Genomic DNA, 19,244 nt, shown 5'->3' with positions numbered 1-19,244 from the left:
CCCCCTCAATCGAATATTTATAGGCTTTCATAAAAATGCTTCATCTCTTCGAACTCTTCCAAATCCAGATCATCTGCCCCTACGTCTGTTGGTGTCAGTTCCTGACCGGACTGATTAAGGCAATGACGAATGGTATTCAACAGGTGTGTTTCGAAGCGGGAGAAAAGTTGTTTGACCGTGCGCTCTTCATATGCATTCCTGTCATAGGATATACGGATACTTAATTTTCCGTCCTCCAACCGGCTATCCATATAAAGAGCATAAGATGAACCATTGATCACATCCTTGGTACCTGGTCCAATTTCAGCTTGCAGCGGCGATATTGAAAAATAAACCGATTCCGGGTGTGGGGAGTCTATATAACGGAAACCAATTTCCGGATGACGAAAACGTTTAGAATCCGTTGGATTGCTGGCTTCGGTCAGATATCTCAATGCACCGTAGCCCAATCCGTGATTTGGAACCTGCCGAACCGTTTCCTTCACACGCTTGAGCAACAGCGCTGTATCATCCGCAGATTTGATGTCCAGTACAACTGGATACACGAACGTAAACTGCCCTACCGTTCTGGAGATATCCAGCGAATTTGTTTCAGCCTGCTCTCGGCCAGGGTTCTCCACGTAGAGTGCAATCCGTTCTTGTCCTGACCATTCAGACACTGTTTGCCCCAGTACGGACAGCAGTACTTCCTCCGGCACGGTATTATAGGCATGATTGACCTGTGTCATCAGATGCTGGGTTTCGTCAGTTGATAATTGCAGGTGGAGCTGATGTGTTTGTCTCTCCGATCCAGAATCCGTAATGACTTCATGGTCTTTGGGAAGCGTTCTCCACTCTGACAACTCTATCTTGTTCCAATAGTCCTGCTCCTTGAGCAGCTCTTTACTATTCGCATAATGCTCAAGATGCTCTGCCCACGTTTGGTAAGCGTTCGTTTTGTCCGGTAAAACAATCGTTTCCCCATCCAGAGCTTGTCCGTAGCCTGTTGCCAGATCTTCGAGCAAAATATTCCATGAAATGGCGTCAGCCACTAGTGGGTCTACAGCAAGGAAAAGATGATCTCCGCTATCCAGACGGAAAAGCCCTGCCCGAACTCGTGGTCCTTCAAACAGCCGCAGGCTGCTTTGAATCCGTTGACATTCAGCTTCCATCTGGCTGCGTGCTTCGCTTTCCGTTCCCGTAAGCGACAGTACCTCCAGCGTGATTAGCTGTTCATGCAGTCCTTTGTGAGCTTGCGTAACCGACTCGTCAGCCTGTTGTAATAAGCCAAGGCGCAGAGCATCGTGGTGCTCTACGATTTTCTTCAATGCGGCTCGCAATGGCTGCTCGTCAAAGCCCGACTTTGCCAACAGCAGTACCGACATTGCGGCAGGAAGTGCCTCGGATGCTGGATGCCGTTCAAACCCATCGAGTAGATGTCGTTGTATCGGTGTCAGTGGTACTTCTCCATCTATCGGACCTTGCTCTATCGGACGGGACAATGTTTCTGCATAGCCGCTCAGGATTTCAATGGACGGATGCTCCAGTACGTGTCGGATATCCAGCAAATACCCGTGGAGACGCATGCGTGCGATGACTTGAACTGCTTTAATCGAGTCGCCTCCGAGTAGAAAAAAGTTATCCTGAATGCCCACCTGATCGCGTCCCAAAACATCTTGCCATACGGCGGCCAAAGCTTCTTCCACATCATTTCGCGGCGCTACATAGGCCACATCCGGTCGGAATAGCTTTTCAGGCTCCGGCAATGCTTTTCGGTCGGTTTTTCCGTTCGGTGTCAACGGTATCCGATCCAGAAACACGAAGTAAGACGGAACCGAATAATACGGGAGCAACTTGGCGGCATGTTCATGAATGACCGTTAAGCTTGGTGTTTCTTCTGTATGCAATACAATGTAGGCACACAAGACGGATTCTTGCTCTTTGTTTTGATATACAGTGACGACAGCCTCTTGAATTGCAGAATGGCTCATCAAAGCATTTTCAACCTCACCCAGTTCGATCCGGAATCCACGTACTTTCACCTGATGGTCGATTCGGCCGATAAACTCCAGATTTCCATCTGCTTTCCAGCGAGCGAGGTCACCCGTTCTGTACATTCGTGTCCCTATTGAAAATGGATTATCCACAAATTTCTCTGCCGTCAAATCCTCGCGGTTCCAATAGCCACGGGCCAGCCCTTCCCCTGCAATGCATAGCTCGCCCGGTATACCGATTGGCTGTAATCTGTTCTGCGCATCCATGATATAAATGTGCGTATTCGCAATGGGGCGTCCAATGTCAATCTGATTGGCATGGGTAAGTTCCTGCACTGCCGACCAAACCGTCGTTTCCGTAGGTCCGTACATGTTATAAATACGGGGGCCGTTCAATTTCTGCAATGCCTCCAGCAGCCTGGGTGGAAACGCTTCCCCCCCAACCATAATTTCCTGTACACCTTGCAGCGCACGGGAGCCTTCCTCATGACTCAGCAGCATGTGCAGCCGGGATGGCGTCATTTGCAGCATGTCAATGTGATGTGCAGTAATCAGTTCGCCAAGTGCCTGAGGATCGACCTGATGATGGCGGTCGCCTAGCACGACGGTCATTCCGCCTAGCAGCGGCAGAATCGCTTCCAAAACGAAAATATCGAACGAAATAGTGGTTAGCGATAAAATCGTTTTGTTCGCTGCAAAGTCGATCACTTCACGCATTCCTGTAATAAAGTTCAGCACCGAGCGATGCTGGAGCATAACTCCTTTCGGATTTCCGGTTGAGCCAGAAGTATAGATGACGTAAGTCAGATGCTCCGGCTGAGCAGTGGCTTCCAGATTGGTCCTTTCTCCTTGATATACTTCCTCATCTTCGATAAACAGGGTGTTGGCGCTGTAATGGTGTTCTCCTACCAGATCGCGACTGGTCAGGAGCACGGCAGCCTCACTGTCACTCAGCATATACTCAATACGGGCTGACGGATATTCAGGATCGATAGGCACATAAGCGCCACCCGCTTTTAGCACGGCGAGCAGACCGATAATCATTTCCGCCGAACGATGCACCATCAGGCCGACTAGCTTATCGGGTCCTACGCCATGCGCTTGAAGTATCCGTGCCAGTGAGTTAGCACGTTCGTTCAAGTCCCGGTAGGTCAGACGCTGATTTCCGAACACCAATGCTATATGACCCGGCGTCTGTACGACCTGCTTTTCAAACTGCCCGTGAACTGTCTCATGGTGCGGGAAAGGTACGACGGTATGATTAAATTCGGTTAGCAGTAATTGCTTCTCTTCATCAGATACGATCGTAATATCGGCCAACCGCACCCCGACATCCTGCGTCACCGTTTCCAAAATTCGCACAAAATGCTCTCCCATCCGTCGGATGGTCTCCGGTTTAAACAGCTTTGTGCCATACTCCAAAGTGAAGGACAAACATTCTTTTTCCTCGGTCACATGCAATGAAAAATCCACCTTGGATATACCCGCGTTGAATTCTTCCGGTTTAAAACGAATGCCTCCTGTTTCCAAAACATCTGTGCCGACATTTTGCAAACTGAACATCGTATCGAACACCGGGTTTCGACTTAGGTCGCGCACCAGTTCCAGCCTGTCTACAAGCTCATCAAACGGGTATTCCTGATGCTCCAGTGCCAGCAGCGAGTTTTGCTTAACCTCCTGCAAAAAGGATTGGACCGTTAAAGAAGATCGCGGCTGATTGCGAAGAACCAGCGTATTGACGAACATGCCAATCATCGCTTGCGTATCCACATGCCGTCTTCCGGCAACAGGTGTACCCACGATAATGTCCTCTTGGCCAGTATATTTGCCCAGCAGGATATTATAAGCCGCCAAAAGTATCATAAAGATCGTAGATTCGGTATCTTGGGCCAATTTGTAGAGTGTGTTAGTAAGTTTGGATTCCAAGGTGACGGTCAAGCTGTCACCTTCAAAGCTTTGTGCTTGTGGACGCGAAAAGTCCGTAGGCATATTTAGTACAGGAAGCTCGCCCTTCAAGGTCTGGAGCCAATATGATTCATGCGCTTGCAATGCGTCGTCAGTGATCTGCTGCTTCTGCCAAGCAACAAAGTCTTTGTAATGAAGCTGAATGTTCGCAAGCTGTCTGCCCTGATACCGTTGAATGATTTCATCTAGCAGCACGGCCATGGAGAAACCATCGGACACGATGTGATGCATATCCACTAGCAGATTGAAGCCACCTTCGATAAATTCGTACAGTTCGGCGCGGAATAAAGGAGCTGTTCCCAGATGAAAAGGCTGAACAAACAAGGTCCGAGCCTGTTTTGCTTCTTCCTTGGAAATACGGGTATATGGAATGTCGAATGGAATCGTGTCCCGAACTTTTTGTACCACTTCCCCGTCTTCCAGATCGAAATACGTCCTAAAGGATTCATGACGCAAAATAACTTCCCTAACGGCTTCAATGAAGCGGGGAACCTCCAGATCTCCCTCTATGAAAAGCTGACCTGGTACATGATAGGCCTTTCCACCTCCCAGCTGATCCAGCACGTACATTCTCTTTTGGGAAGAAGATACCGGATAGAAGGCTTGCGATTTCACAGATACAATCGGTTCATAGTTCTTCTTTGTTCCACCCGCAATGTATGTAGCCAGCTCAGCAATCGTTTGCAGCTCAAAAATGTGGCTGAGTGGAATGTGTACACCCAATTCCTTATTGACTCTCGACAGAATGACCGTCGCTTTTAGTGAATCACCACCCAGTTGAAAAAAATTATCGTCATCGCTGATATCTGTTACATTCAGAACGTCCATCCAAATGTTCACGAGTTGATCTTCTACGCCGTGGTTCTCAGGAGCGGTGTCTGTTTTAGTCAATACACTTGCTTGTCCCGGCTCTGGCAAAGCCTGTAGATCAGGCTGACCATCCGGCAGAAGAGGAATATGATCCATAGGAATCCAAAAACGGGGCTGCGTATAATCTGGAAGAATTTCGATTGCAGCCTTTTTCAGTGCGTCTTCTTCCCATGGCTTCGATGCGTTTGCGACCACATAGGCGGTTATATATGAGACTTTTCCAGCTTCGTCCGTTTGCGGTGTAATGACGCAGGACTCCAATCGGAAAGTTTGCAGCAGGAGTTTCTCCAACTGCCCCAAATTAACCCGATGTCCGCGAATGTGGATAGTCCGATTCAAATTGCCAATATGCCGCAGCTTGCCATCGTTTTCTACGTAAGCCCATTCTCGGGTCGTTCCCAACAGGCCTGCTACTGAGGCTTGATACACCTCCCCTGCTGTCCCAACAGGTGCCAAATGCTTGTAGGCATCGAGGACGCAAAGATAGTTTCCGTTGGCATCGGTATTTGCTGCCCATGCAGTTCGAAGTTGTTCGTTCTCCGACGCACGGAGTAAAGTCAGCGCGGAAACGCGAGCCCCTTCTTCCTCTACAATGGAATACAGCAGATTCAGGAAATATCTTGACCAGGCTTCGATAATGTTTGACTGAAAAAGATCCGAATTGTAGTCGAAATCAAGACGTAATTGTTGCTGCGCCTCTGTCACGTTCAAAAACAACTCGTATTTGCTGAATGATACCTCATTCTTAATGAGTTCTACTTCCAGTTCATGGAATTGAAAACGCGGAATCGGTCGATCCATATTGAATACAGCGTTAATGACTGGCAAATGCCTCAGCCCCAGCTGAGCAAGTCCGGCAAAGCTGTACTTTTGGAAGCTATCCAGTTCATTCATGCGCTTTTTCACTGTTTGGACATGCTCCGTAAAAGTAGCATCAGGACGCACTTCGCTGATCATCGGAAGCATGTTGACACAGTTGCCGATCAGAGAGAAGGCGTCCATATGGGATTGTCCTGCGGTGGGAACCCCCACCGTTACTTCCTGCTGCCCTGTCAGCCGATGTAGAAAAATCTGAAAGGCGGATAGCAGCGTTATAAAAAGACTGCTGCCTAGCTTTATGCTGGCGGATCTCAATTGTTTAACGAGCGGCGCTTCGAGCATTACGGTATGTCTGCTTCCTCTGGAAGACGGAATCTGTATTCCCCTCACCGGAGATGGCAAATGGAGGACAGGCTGCTGCTTTTCTAGCACTGCCGACCAAAAAGCAAGGGCCTCTTTTTTCCCTGCTTTCAATTGATCCTGCTGCCAAACAACGTAATTCCGAAAAGGTACTGGATCGGGAAGGTTGTAGGCAGCATGTCGAACTAGCGCAGAATAGATGTGTTCCAGTTCCTGAATGAATACACTGATTGACCAGCCATCAGCGATAAAATGATGAAACGTAAAAACACCCAGATGCTCTTCATTCGATATTTTCAGCAGATGAATCCGGAATAATGGCTCGCCTGGCGTCATGGCAAATGGGGTTTCACTGTCCTTGATCATCCATGCCCGGATATGTTGTTCCTGTTCATCTGGGCGATAACTGGTAAAATCATGAAGCGGGATTTCCGCTTTCATCACAGGAGCGAACACCTGAGTTTCCCCATCGCCGCTCATAAAGATATGTAAGGCTTCATGACGGTTTACAATGGTCTGGACAGCTTGGTTGAACGCCTGCTGCTGAAGTGGACCACGAAACCGCAACAAGGCGGTTTCGTGTAAAGATTGAGAGTCACTTCGATCTGAAACAGAAGCGAACCAAAGCTGCTTTTGCTCTGGAGTTAACGCAATAACAGTTTCTGCTGCTTCAGCCTCTGGAGGTACGGTTACAGGTACAGGTTGCTTTCCCGGCCCCGGGCCGTTTCCATTCGGGGGCGGGTCCGGTAAAAATCCCCCTTTACGCAGCTCGTTCACGCTATCCTTGACCGCTTGTACGATTCGCGCAATATCTTCCTCGGTATGGGCCGTGGACAAGAAGCAGTTTCGTCCCTCCCAGATATAGATGCCTTTGTCCAGCATGTGATAGAAGAACAGCTCCAGATCGCCTTTGAGCACGAAGCGGAATAGGGAGCCAAAGTGAACGACCTTCATAGGTACGCGTTCGTCAGTGAAATAGCTGTTCAGCTCCGCTGCTAACGCCGAGGTGCGGCTGTTCAAGCGATTTTGCAGTTGCTCGCCATGCTTCTCCAAATGATCCAGCACCGCTAAGGATGCAGCCATTGCCAGCGGATGATGGCAGAAGGTTCCTGCCACAAAGGTTCGCTGCTGCTCATGCTGCGGATAGGAATCATCCCCGAAGCTCCACGTGCCTCCGTCGATCCCGTTCATAAAGGCGGCTTTTCCGGCTACGATGCCGATGGGCAGCCCGCCGCCAATGATTTTACCGTAGGTCACGAGGTCGGCTTGTACCCCAAACCACGCTTGGGCTCCTCCGGGCTGAATCCGGAAGCCTGTGATGACTTCATCAAAAATGAAGGCAGTACCCGACTGCTCCGTTATCTGGCGAATTTCCTGCAAGAAGGCTTTAGGCTGAAAATCTGGTCGGCGGCTTTGTACCGGCTCCACGATAACCGCGGCCAGTTCATGCGCATGGGTGCGGATATAATCCAGAGAATCGTCCGTCCCATAATGAAGCACGACGACATCGTCCACCATATGCTGCAAGATACCTGGAGCTAGAGGTGTCGAATGCTCCTTGTCATCACCCGCGCTCCCCAGTGCCAGCACCCCGTCGAATGTACCGTGATACGAGCCAGCAAAAATGACGACTTTAGCTCGTCCAGTGGCAGCACGTGCCAAACGGAGCGCGACCATGACGGCTTCCGTGCCGGAATTATACAGGGCAATCCGTTCCACGCCGGTCATCTTGCATATTCGCTCGGCGACCTGTCCGGCCATGTTGGACATGGGGCCGACACACATGCCGTTCTTCAGCTCTTCTTCAATTTCTTCACGAATAAAGGCTGGATTGTGTCCGAACAGATTCACACCAAAGCCCATCGTCAAGTCGACATATTCATTGCCGTCCAGATCCCAAATTTTTGAACCATCGGCGCGTTGGGATACAATTTGATACACCATTTCCTTCAAAACAGGCCGGAAACCAGCCACATTGCGGTTATTGGCGTATACGGAGCGATACTGCTGGGTGTACTGTTTGGTGCTACCCGTACGGGCCGTGTAGCGTTCAATCAGTTCTTGCAGGTGTTGTTCCTGACGGAGCGAAAGCAATTCACGTGCTTTAACATCCAGCTTTTTATAAGGCGTATACGGCTTGACTTCATTGCCTGTCTGCTTGAAAACAGCCTTTACGGATGGTGCTGGTGCTAATGCAGCCGCGACTTTCTGCTTGGATTCGGTACGGATGATCTGCGCACTTTCACTACTTGCCGGTAGCAAAACGCCCGTTTCCGGGTTAAATGGCTCGGAAGCTATTACGGATGCAGATGGCTGATGCCGGAGAACATCGAGCTGCTGTGACATCAGATGTAGCTGTTGCTCCAAAATTCGCTCTACAGCCGCAGGAGCTGTAGCGATTGGAAAGCTTTGAGCCCGTGTTTGTCCAGCCGTGTCTATGGCATAAACGGATGCCGCAGCCGGAACAGCGGATTCATGAGACGGTTGGGTTAGCGGGAAAGCTGCGTGATCAACCTGATTCAGAGTTGTTTCTGGACGATTTTCCACAGATTGAACCGGGGTTTCAGCAGAAGTGAAAATGCTGACCCGCTCGGCTACGTAGCTGGCCAACAGCTCCAGCGTGGTCAACGATTCGAAAAATTCGTTCATTGGAATGTCCAGTCCGAAGGTATCCTTGATACTGTGGCGAACCTGGGACAAATTAATGGAATCCAGCCCAAGCTCCAGAAAATGTGTTTGTGGCTCCAGTTCCTCCAGACTGAGTTGGGACACGTTACCGATCATTTTCGCTAACTTTTGAAGAATAGATGATTTGTGCTGATCGGTAGTAGATGCTGGCGCTGAATACTCGTTCCCCATAATTCCAGACTCCTTTGCTTTTGAGTTTTCATGAACTGGTACCTTCTGTTCCGTTCGAACCTGTTCGGGTACGTTAATCCAGCATCTTTTCCGTTCGAATGGATACGTAGGCAGAGAAACCTTTTTATAGTGCTTACCTGCATAGAGGGCATTCCAATCGATCTGCGCTCCTTGCACATACTTGGCAGCCAGTTGCTCCAGTGATTGCAACGTGTCCAAGCTTCCAGTGACCATCTCTGCGCCACCTGTGCTATCCGCTTTCCCGGTGTATACACCTTCGACGACTCTACCTTGTTCGTGTAACTGAAGCACCTTCGCCTTCAACGCATCCGCCCCTGCGGCAGTAACAGCAATCCGGTGATTCAGGTGACTTCTGCCTGTGTTAGCCGTATAGCATACCTCCTGCATCACGAGTTCTTCCGCACATCCGAACCGTTCTGCGTACCGCCCGACCAGCTCGTGCAAAGCGGATTCACTCCGCGCTGACAGGGTCAGCAGCAGTGGTGATGATCTATTATTGCTGTCCGTTGAGGCTTGGTCTGATTCTGCCCTCGCTATATATTCCTCCAGCACCACATGGCAGTTTGTCCCGCTGAATCCAAAGGAACTCAGGCCGCTTCTTCTGGGGAAACCGTCCGTCTTCCATTCCCTAAGCCTCGTATTGGCATATACCGGGGATTCCTCAAAATGGATCTTTTGGTTTGGTGTGCGAAAATGAACGAGCGGCGCAATCTGTTGGTGCTTCATGGACAATACGGATTTGATCAAGCCCGCAATCCCGGCGGCTTCGTATAAATGACCGATATTCGTTTTGACCGTGCTGATCGCCACAAACTGCTTACGCTGTGTATGCTTGCGGAAAGCCTTGGTAATGCCGTCAATCTCAACCGGATCACCCAGCTTGGTGCCGGTGCCATGTGCTTCGATATAACTTATCGTTTCAGGATCAATCCGTGCATCACGCCACGCCTGCGAAATCACTTCTGCCTGAGCGAGGGCATTCGGCGCGGAAATACCAATCGTGCTGCCGTCCTGATTGATGGCACTTCCCTTGATCACGGCTAAAATGTTGTCACCGTCTTGTTCCGCTTTGCGCAGCGGCTTCAGTAAAACGGCTCCAACTCCTTCACCCCAGCCCGTTCCGTCCGACTGGTCGTCGAAGGCGCGTGCTCGATCATCGGAGGATTCCATGCCAATGCCCGCTTTCAGCGGCAGTAAAATCGTTTTCACTCCTCCTGCCAAGGCCATGTCGCAGTCTCCGCTAAGGATGGACTTGCAGGCCAAATGCACTGCCACGAGGGATGAAGAGCATGCTGTATCAATGGTTAGCGCCGGACCTTTTAGATCGAGCAAATATGCAATCCTGCTGGAAATAATGGATGATAAATTACCAATGGCAAAGTTCGGCAGCGCTCCCGGTTCCACCTCAGACAACAAACGCTCGTATTCGAAGCTGGTTTTGGAGAAGCCGACATACACGCCGACCTTTCGGCCTGCCAGTTGCTTACCCCCATACCCCGCATCCTCAATCGTGCTCCAGGCTGTTTGTAGAAATAACCGTTGATTCGGGTCCATGAGTGAGGCTTCCCGTGGAGTCAGCTTAAAGAAGGAGTAATCGAACTTGTCTACTTCATCCAGATAGCCGCCTTCTGCAATTTGCATATTCCGTCCTTCCGTATTCAAACGGGAAATGAAATCTTCGGCATCTTTTCTTCTTTCATCGCTGTACGGGCCGATATTGTCAGCCCCTGATGCCACATTCGCCCAAAACTGCTCTAATGTTTCCGCTTGAGGAAACTTGCCTGACATGCCGATGATGGCGATATCCCGGACATTTGCTTCCTCCTTGGTCTCGGACTGTGCTGTTGCAGCCGGGTCGCTGCTCATGCCCTGACTAGAGATATATGCAGCAAGCTTGGCGATGGTCGGATAGGAAAAGAAGTCCGTCACCTCAATATGAATCCCTAATTGATCCTCCAACAGGTCCACAATTTGAACGAGCTGCAAGGAAGTCACTCCGATATCAAAGTAGCTGTCGTCCGTCCCGATCGACTTTACATTTAAAATATCCTGGCAGATTCCAATCAGCTTCTGTTCTATCTCTCCTTGAGGTAAGACTACACGCTCAGCTGCTTGCATGACTCGAGTAGCCTCGGCCAGTGCTGTCAATATTTCATCAAATTCGCCCTGCTCATAACTCTGGGCTAATTTGAAGCGCTGAACCTTTCCACTGGTTGTTTTAGGAATACGCCGGATCGGAACCACATCCTGAATATGCCAACCTCCCCGGTAATTTAGATGACTTTTCAGCTTTTGGACAAGCGGTACAAAATGCTCTATCTTTTTCGTGTGCATCACAAAGGCAATAATACGATCCTGCCTCGTTTGCGTATCATGTACACCGCACACGGCTACTTTTCCGAGATCCACACCATCCAGTTCCTCGGCAATCCTCTCGATGTCATGCGGGTAGACATTCTGTCCGTTCACGAAAATGATATCCTTGGCTCTACCAGTAATAGTCAGGCGACCGTTCCGCATAAACCCTAAATCGCCGGTGATAAGCCAGCCATCCTCTGTTTTGACCTTCGCGGTAGCCTCTGGATTGTTATAGTATCCGGATGTCACATTTTTGCCGCGGATCTGTGTGTGTCCAATCACCCCATCTTCAAGCACCTGATTTTTTTCATCGCAAATGCGGACAGAGGTACTGGCCAACGGATACCCCAAATCCACAAAAGTAAGACACCGCTTGTCGGACTTGTCCACTTCTTCTATGGGTTCACCCACGTGTAACTGCTGCCGGTTCAAATGAATGGGTATAAAGGTGCTTTTGTCCAGAGGTGGAGAGGAAACTCCCACACTCGCCTCTGCCAATCCGTAGACAGGAAACATCGCATTTTTATTCAAACCGTGAACACTCATTGCATCCATAAACACATCACAAAGCTCCACAGATACGGGCTCCGCTCCATTTAAGATCATACGGACATTTGACAAATCCCAGTTAGCTGCTGTTTCGGGTTTATACTGATCGAGAAAAAATTTATATCCAAAATTGGGAGAGCATATTTGAGTCACCTTATGCTCCGATACTTTTTTTAGCCATAAAGACGGGCGTCTGATAAAAAGTGCCGTTGGCATAATCAACTGCTTGGCATTAGCGATCACACAGGTTAAATGAAATGCGATCAATCCCAGGTCATGCGTAAGCGGCATCCAGCCCAAATAAGCATCCTTGGAGCTCATGCCCGTTTGATTTGCGACATCCCGAATATTGTAAACCAAATTTTCATGCGTCAGCATGACTCCTTTGGGATCACCTGTAGAACCTGAGGAAAATTGGATAAAAGCTAAATCCTCCGGTTTGGGTATATGGGCAACACCTTTACTCTGATTGGAAAAATCGAATATATGGCTTGAAAAAGTCGCTTTTTTAACGGGCTCAAAGGAATCCAGCAGTTCGTGCTGGTGCGAGTATTTTTCCAACTGCTCCAATACCTTGTCATCTGCAATCATATAAGGGTGGGAAAGTGTATTCCAGATTTTAAACAATTTCATTTTATGCTCATCATTATTCCCTATGCTTACAGGAACAGGAACGATTCCACCGAGTAGGCAACCCCAAAATACATTCACAAAGGTATGATTGTCGTCGATCTGCATGATCAGCTCATCGCCAGGTTGTATCCCTTTTTCCTGTAATTCATAAAGTACCTGTGATGCTTGCTCCAGAAGTTTACAGTAGGATACGTATTCCTCTTGTTTATCACCAGAAATAAAGGTGATTCCGTTCTCATCCCGGCTTGCACGGTCATGAATGATTTCAATTAAAGTTTGAAACTGTTCCATCCTGATCCCTCCTCAATTGCTCTAGCATTACTTTCTGCTCTCCTTCGGAGACCTGTTTGGTTTGCAACACCAGGCGAATACACTCCAAAATCTCCTGTCTTTGCTCAAAAGCAGGAGATGAACCGCTCCCTGATTCAGAGCTTCGAAGTAATTCTTCCAGTCTTTGAACAGGTAAAATAACACCCTTTCGATAATCATCTTCATTCCAATTGGCATTGGGGGTAGATACCGCCAGTGAAAGGGAACGAGCAACCCAATCACGGATTGAGAAGCGGCGTTCCAGTTCAACGCGATCCAAGTCTCTATCCACGGACAGCAATTCAATGGTAGTGCTTATTTCCTTCGCCAAATTTTTCAGCACCGTTCGTGGACCTAACTCGATGCCTTGTTCCACGCCATGATTCTCCATATACTGCATGGTTTGAATCCAGCGAACCGGGTGAGTCATTTGCAAAATCAATCCTTGACGGATGCTGTCAACATCGGGGTATGGCAGAGCGGTCACATTGGAGATCACGGGCCACTGCGCTTCATGGAAAGTGTATTTTTGCAGCTCGATGGTCAGCCTGTCCGCAGCATGCTGCATAAGCGGACTATGAAAAGGGCCGCTGACCTGCAAGCGAGTAATTTGGGCCCCCCGCTGTTCTAACTTGTCAGCTACCATAGCTATCGATGTATGATGACCAGAGATGACATACTGATTAGGCGAATTGTAACAAGCAATAACAGCAGGCTGATCGATTGGGGAGTGCAGACGACAGAATTCTTCCACGGCGTTCAACTCAGCTCCGCGAATGGCAATCATGCTGCCCAGACCGGCCTCTGCGGCTTCTTCCATGATGCGTCCTCGCTTTTGAACCAGTCGTAAAGCGTCGCTAAAGGATAGAACACCGCTACTTACCAGAGCTGAATATTCACCCAGGCTATGACCTGCTGAAAATTCAGGGATAATTCCGATTTCATGCATATAACGCCGGAATGCAATGACACTGATCGTGAGAAGTGCGGGCTGAGTATAGAATGTTCTGGATAGCTGGGTCATCGGACCTGCCATGCATAAAGCTTTCAGATCATATCCCAAAATATCAGCAGCCTCTTCGAACAAGCGATCCGCTTCTGCAAAGCCGCTATGCCACGTAGCCCCCATTCCTACATACTGAGAGCCTTGCCCAGGAAAAACCAAAGCAATGCGATTCATATCAAACCCCTTTCCTCCCCACAAAGATGTGGCAAAGCAAAAATGTTTTTACGATTCAGGTGTTAATGTACATATGTATGAAGACAATAGCTGTAGAGATAGATGTAGCAAAAAGCAACAAAACCGATTGTCAAAAAACAGTAATCGACATGTAAAAATGAGTTGGTTATGGAGTTTCCATTCGTGGTGTGATTGAGATCAAAAGTCAGATGTGTGAGTAGACTTGGAAGTGTAAAAAAACTTGAGGTATACTGGAATTCCAGGCTTGGAACCTAAAATTCAGTATCATAGATGAATGTGATGAGAAATTGTTGAGGTCATACAGGATGTTTTTCGATGTTAAGTATTAAATGAGAAATATTTTATTTATATAATAGATATGGACTCGAAAAATGTCAATATCTTTTTTAAATTCCTTTAATAAGGAAAAAATGCGATATATGAATGATTTTGTTTCAATATAAATATAAAAGTAAATTAAAGTATGTCGATATAATGTATAAGTATATTATATACACAAACAATGCCCTCTTTTGTCTAAAAATCAGGCATTGTTTGTAATTTTTAATGAATTCCCAACGCTCGTACATGGATAGCAGATATGGATGCTTCTCCGCTGTCGCCAGTGTCACCGCAGGGGCACCCAACTGATCACGAATAATTGTGTGTTCTACTCAATTCGTTTTCTCCCGTACCCTTGGCCTGTGCAGCCGGGTCTACAGCGAACCACATCACAAACGGCAAGTCGATTATAAAATCAAGGGCTTATTTTTCGAATGGCTAACAGTAGCCTGAATGACCCCGTTAATTTCCAGCACATAGCAATCATTGTGTTTAATGTTCTCCCGAATGAGAGCAACGTCTGCCTGAGTGGCAGGCCACTGGAGTCCCAACTGCCGGATCATTTCGTACGCTTCGTAGGTCACATACTGTTCGTCTGCACTAAGTTATCTGAATGTTCAGGTAAAATCAATATCTATGTCATCAATTTTAACAACAGTCATTCATTGATAAGGGGTTTTACGCTCCAAAAAAGTAACAGGAACGTAAAAGTCCGAATTATCTTCTTTCTTTATACCCAAATGAATGTATCTGCCACTAAAAATGTTATACAACATAAACTCAGCATCAATCATGCTTTGGGCTAACTGAGGATTAAAAATAATAAAGCTAGGTTGATGTAGTAATTTATGAAGAAATGGGAAATGTCATATACGATAAATGGTTCTCTCATATCCGCCTAAGTTGGCTTTTTTCAGCATTTCTAAAGTCAGTGTTCCTTGTCTTAATTTTGGAAACCCTTTTTTTCCACGATATGAAGACCCAGTTTTCATTTTATGTATGCAAAGTAAATGAAGAAGATCAAAAGTTCTAAAATGCAACCTGATACCACGCTTTTTATGACGAATTTTATAATGAAAAATTAAGTTTCAAAGGTGCTCCTCATAAAAGATACTTCACTTATCGTCGCTTTAGCAAGCTGATTTCTCACTTTGTCCTTGTTAGCACCCATAAAATAAATGTCTTAAAACCTTTCAGATACATATCTTTAGGAACAAGCATAATAATCCAGTATTCTGCTATTCTTACTTTTATTTGATATGGACGTAATACATATCCATGCTCATACATATAATAGCACTCTTTAGGCTAACAGTTCACTTTGAGTTCAGAGGAATTTCTTCAATTAAACTTGCGTCTGTATGGCGAACATTCCCTACAGCTTTAGAAACGGGATACAGTTCATTAATCCAGCAGGGTATGACCAAGGCATTTTTATACATGTTCCGTTTTTGTTATTTCAATGTAAGAACTACGTCACCCATCTAGCCTACTCTTCGTCAGGACTAGGTTACTTCTATGTTATTCCTTCTTAGTTTCCATATCCTACTTTTAAACTGTTTAAATATCTAATTCCGAAAAGATAAAAGAGAGCACAGCCCATTAAGGCTGTGCTCTCTTTTATCGTGCTTGGCGACGTCCTACTCTCCCAGAACCCTGCGGTCCAAGTACCATCGGCGCTGGAGGGCTTAACGGTCGTGTTCGGGATGGGTACGTGTGGCACCCCTCCGCTATCGCCACCAAACATGAATTTGCTATACAAATTCTATCGTACGGTTATTCGGTTCATCACTTATCGTGTGAACGAATAGCCATGCGCTTGTCGTATGTCACTTGTACATACGTTCAAGGTTACACCCTGAAAACTGGATCCGAAACTCATTTGCGTTTTATCTTAGGATAAGCCCTCGACCGATTAGTATTGGTCAGCTCCATGCATTACTGCACTTCCACCCCCAACCTATCTACCTCGTCGTCTTCAAGGGGTCTTACTAATTGGGAAATCTCATCTTGAGGGGGGCTTCACGCTTAGATGCTTTCAGCGCTTATCCCTTCCGTACATAGCTACCCAGCGGTGCTCCTGGCGGAACAACTGGTACACCAGCGGTACGTCCATCCCGGTCCTCTCGTACTAAGGACAGCTCCTCTCAAATTTCCTACGCCCACGACAGATAGGGACCGAACTGTCTCACGACGTTCTGAACCCAGCTCGCGTACCGCTTTAATGGGCGAACAGCCCAACCCTTGGGACCTACTTCAGCCCCAGGATGCGATGAGCCGACATCGAGGTGCCAAACCTCCCCGTCGATGTGGACTCTTGGGGGAGATAAGCCTGTTATCCCCAGGGTAGCTTTTATCCGTTGAGCGATGGCCCTTCCATGCGGTACCACCGGATCACTAAGCCCGACTTTCGTCCCTGCTCGACTTGTAGGTCTCGCAGTCAAGCTCCCTTCTGCCTTTGCACTCTTCGAATGATTTCCAACCATTCTGAGGGAACCTTGGGGCGCCTCCGTTACTCTTTAGGAGGCGACCGCCCCAGTCAAACTGCCCACCTGACACTGTCCTCGCACCGGTTCACGGTACCAAGTTAGAACCTAGATACGATCAGGGTGGTATCCCAAGGATGCCTCCCTTCAAGCTGGCGCTCAAAGTTCGACGGCTCCCACCTATCCTGTACAGATCGTACCCAAATTCAATATCAAGCTGCAGTAAAGCTCCATGGGGTCTTTCCGTCTTGTCGCGGGTAACCTGCATCTTCACAGGTATTAAAATTTCACCGGATCTCTCGTTGAGACAGCGCCCAAGTCGTTACGCCATTCGTGCGGGTCAGAATTTACCTGACAAGGAATTTCGCTACCTTAGGACCGTTATAGTTACGGCCGCCGTTTACTGGGGCTTCGGTTCATAGCTTCGCCCCGAAGGGCTTACCACTCCCCTTAACCTTCCAGCACCGGGCAGGCGTCAGCCCGTATACTTCGCCTTGCGGCTTCGCACAGACCTGTGTTTTTGCTAAACAGTCGCTTGGGCCTTTTCACTGCGGCCCCCTCGGGCTATTCACCCTACCGAGGCACCCCTTCTCCCGAAGTTACGGGGTCATTTTGCCGAGTTCCTTAACGAGAGTTCTTCCGCGCGCCTTAGAATTCTCTTCTCGCCTACCTGTGTCGGTTTGCGGTACGGGCACCTTCTCCTGGCTAGAGGCTTTTCTTGGCAGTCTGAGATCATGACCTTCGCTACTATAATTTTCGCTCCCCATCACAGCCCAGCCTTACGATGTGCGGATTTGCCTACACATCAGCCTCACTGCTTAGACGGACATCCATCCGTCCGCGTCACTACCCTACTGCGTCACCCCATCGCTCATAGCGGATTACGGTGGTACAGGAATTTCGACCTGTTGTCCTTCGACTACGCCTATCGGCCTCGCCTTAGGTCCCGACTTACCCTGAGCGGACGAACCTTCCTCAGGAACCCTTAGGCTTTCGGCGGATCTGATTCTCACAGATCTTTTCGTTACTCATACCGGCATTCTCACTTGAATGCAGTCCAGCGCTCCTTACGGTACACCTTCAACCCGCATTCAACGCTCCCCTACCCCTGATGCAAGCATCAAGCCATAGCTTCGGTGGTGTGTTTAGCCCCGTTACATTTTCGGCGCAGAGTCACTCGACCAGTGAGCTATTACGCACTCTTTCAATGGTGGCTGCTTCTAAGCCAACATCCTGGTTGTCTGTGCAACTCCACATCCTTTCCCACTTAACACACACTTGGGGACCTTAGCTGATGGTCTGGGCTGTTTCCCTTTCGACAATGGATCTTAGCACTCACTGTCTGACTCCCGGAACTAAATCTATGGCATTCGGAGTTTGACTGAGCTTGGTAACCCTTGCGGGCCCCGCACCCAATCAGTGCTCTACCTCCACGATTCTTCTTTCCGAGGCTAGCCCTAAAGCTATTTCGGGGAGAACCAGCTATCTCCGGGTTCGATTGGAATTTCTCCGCTACCCCCACCTCATCCCCGCATTTTTCAACATGCGTGGGTTCGGGCCTCCAGTGCGTGTTACCGCACCTTCACCCTGGACAGGGGTAGATCACCCGGTTTCGGGTCTACGTCCACGTACTCAAATCGCCCTATTCAGACTCGCTTTCGCTGCGGCTTCAGCTCTTCACCTTAACCTTGCACGGGAACGTAACTCGCCGGTTCATTCTACAAAAGGCACGCCATCACCCGTGATTTTTCCAAAGGAAAATATCATAGGGCTCTGACTTCTTGTAAGCACACGGTTTCAGGATCTATTTCACTCCCCTTCCGGGGTGCTTTTCACCTTTCCCTCACGGTACTGCTTCACTATCGGTCGCCAGGGAGTATTTAGCCTTGGCAGATGGTCCTGCCGGATTCATACGGGGTTTCACGTGCCCCGCACTACTCGGGATCCGTCTCGGAGAGAACAAGTTTTGAACTACAGGGCTTTTACCTTCTCTGGCGGGCCTTTCCAGACCTCTTCATCTAACCGGTTCCTTTGTAACTCCATGTGAGACGTCCCACAACCCCAAGGAGCAAGCTCCTTGGTTTGGGCTAATCCGCGTTCGCTCGCCGCTACTGACGGAATCACTATTGTTTTCTCTTCCTCAGGGTACTTAGATGTTTCAGTTCCCCTGGTCTGCCTCTATTCTGCCTATGTATTCAGCAGAAAGTGACTGTCGATGAAGACAGCCGGGTTTCCCCATTCGGACATCCCCGGATCAAAGCTTGCTTACAGCTCCCCGAGGCTTTATCGTTGTTCGCCACGTCCTTCGTCGGCTCCTGGCGCCTAGGCATCCTCCGTGTGCTCTTTGTAGCTTAACCTAGACTTTTCTTTGATAAAAGAAAATGTCGATGTTCGATAAAGAATGATTTTTGCCAAAGGCAAAAGATCTTTCCTTACCTGCTACCTTTATTTCACTTGTTTACACAAGATCAGCTTAAAGGAATATTCTAAAACGCAATTTCGTTTCGGTATCCAGTTTTC

At 48.3% G+C, this 19,244-nt stretch carries 3 protein-coding genes and 2 rRNA genes; all 5 read right to left on the bottom strand.

Translation table 11 applies throughout. From position 1 onward, the window contains the following. Positions 1-17: 17 nt before the first annotated feature. Entirely contained in the window at positions 18-12,698 is a 12,681-nt protein-coding gene (locus NSQ57_RS11900) for an amino acid adenylation domain-containing protein (protein WP_342426071.1), read from the bottom strand. Then, positions 12,673-13,896, bottom strand: coding sequence for an ACP S-malonyltransferase (fabD, locus tag NSQ57_RS11895; RefSeq protein WP_342426070.1), 1,224 nt, complete (start codon positions 13,894-13,896; stop codon positions 12,673-12,675). The genes NSQ57_RS11900 and fabD overlap by 26 nt, the downstream gene beginning before the upstream one ends. 749 nt (positions 13,897-14,645) lie before the next feature. After that, positions 14,646-14,822, bottom strand: coding sequence for a GNAT family acetyltransferase (locus NSQ57_RS11890; protein WP_238438043.1), 177 nt, complete (start codon positions 14,820-14,822; stop codon positions 14,646-14,648). 1,043 nt (positions 14,823-15,865) lie between these two features. Continuing rightward, positions 15,866-15,982: ribosomal RNA gene (gene rrf, locus NSQ57_RS11885) — 5S ribosomal RNA — on the bottom strand. 151 nt (positions 15,983-16,133) lie between these two features. Further along, positions 16,134-19,081 (bottom strand): 23S ribosomal RNA (locus tag NSQ57_RS11880). Positions 19,082-19,244 lie beyond the last annotated feature (163 nt).

This window comes from Paenibacillus sp. FSL L8-0502 (assembly GCF_038593055.1).
Classification (GTDB): Bacteria; Bacillota; Bacilli; order Paenibacillales; family Paenibacillaceae; genus Paenibacillus; species Paenibacillus polymyxa_D.
The sequence above is the reverse complement of the archived record's forward strand: the minus strand, read 5'-3'. Positions and strand labels throughout refer to the sequence as shown.

What these genes read in the sequence shown, in the direction of transcription:
- NSQ57_RS11900 (WP_342426071.1), bottom strand. Translation starts at nt 12,698, where the DNA reads ATGGAACAGTTTCAAACTTTAATTGAAATCATTCATGACCGTGCAAGC.
- fabD (WP_342426070.1), bottom strand. Translation starts at nt 13,896, where the DNA reads ATGAATCGCATTGCTTTGGTTTTTCCTGGGCAAGGCTCTCAGTATGTA.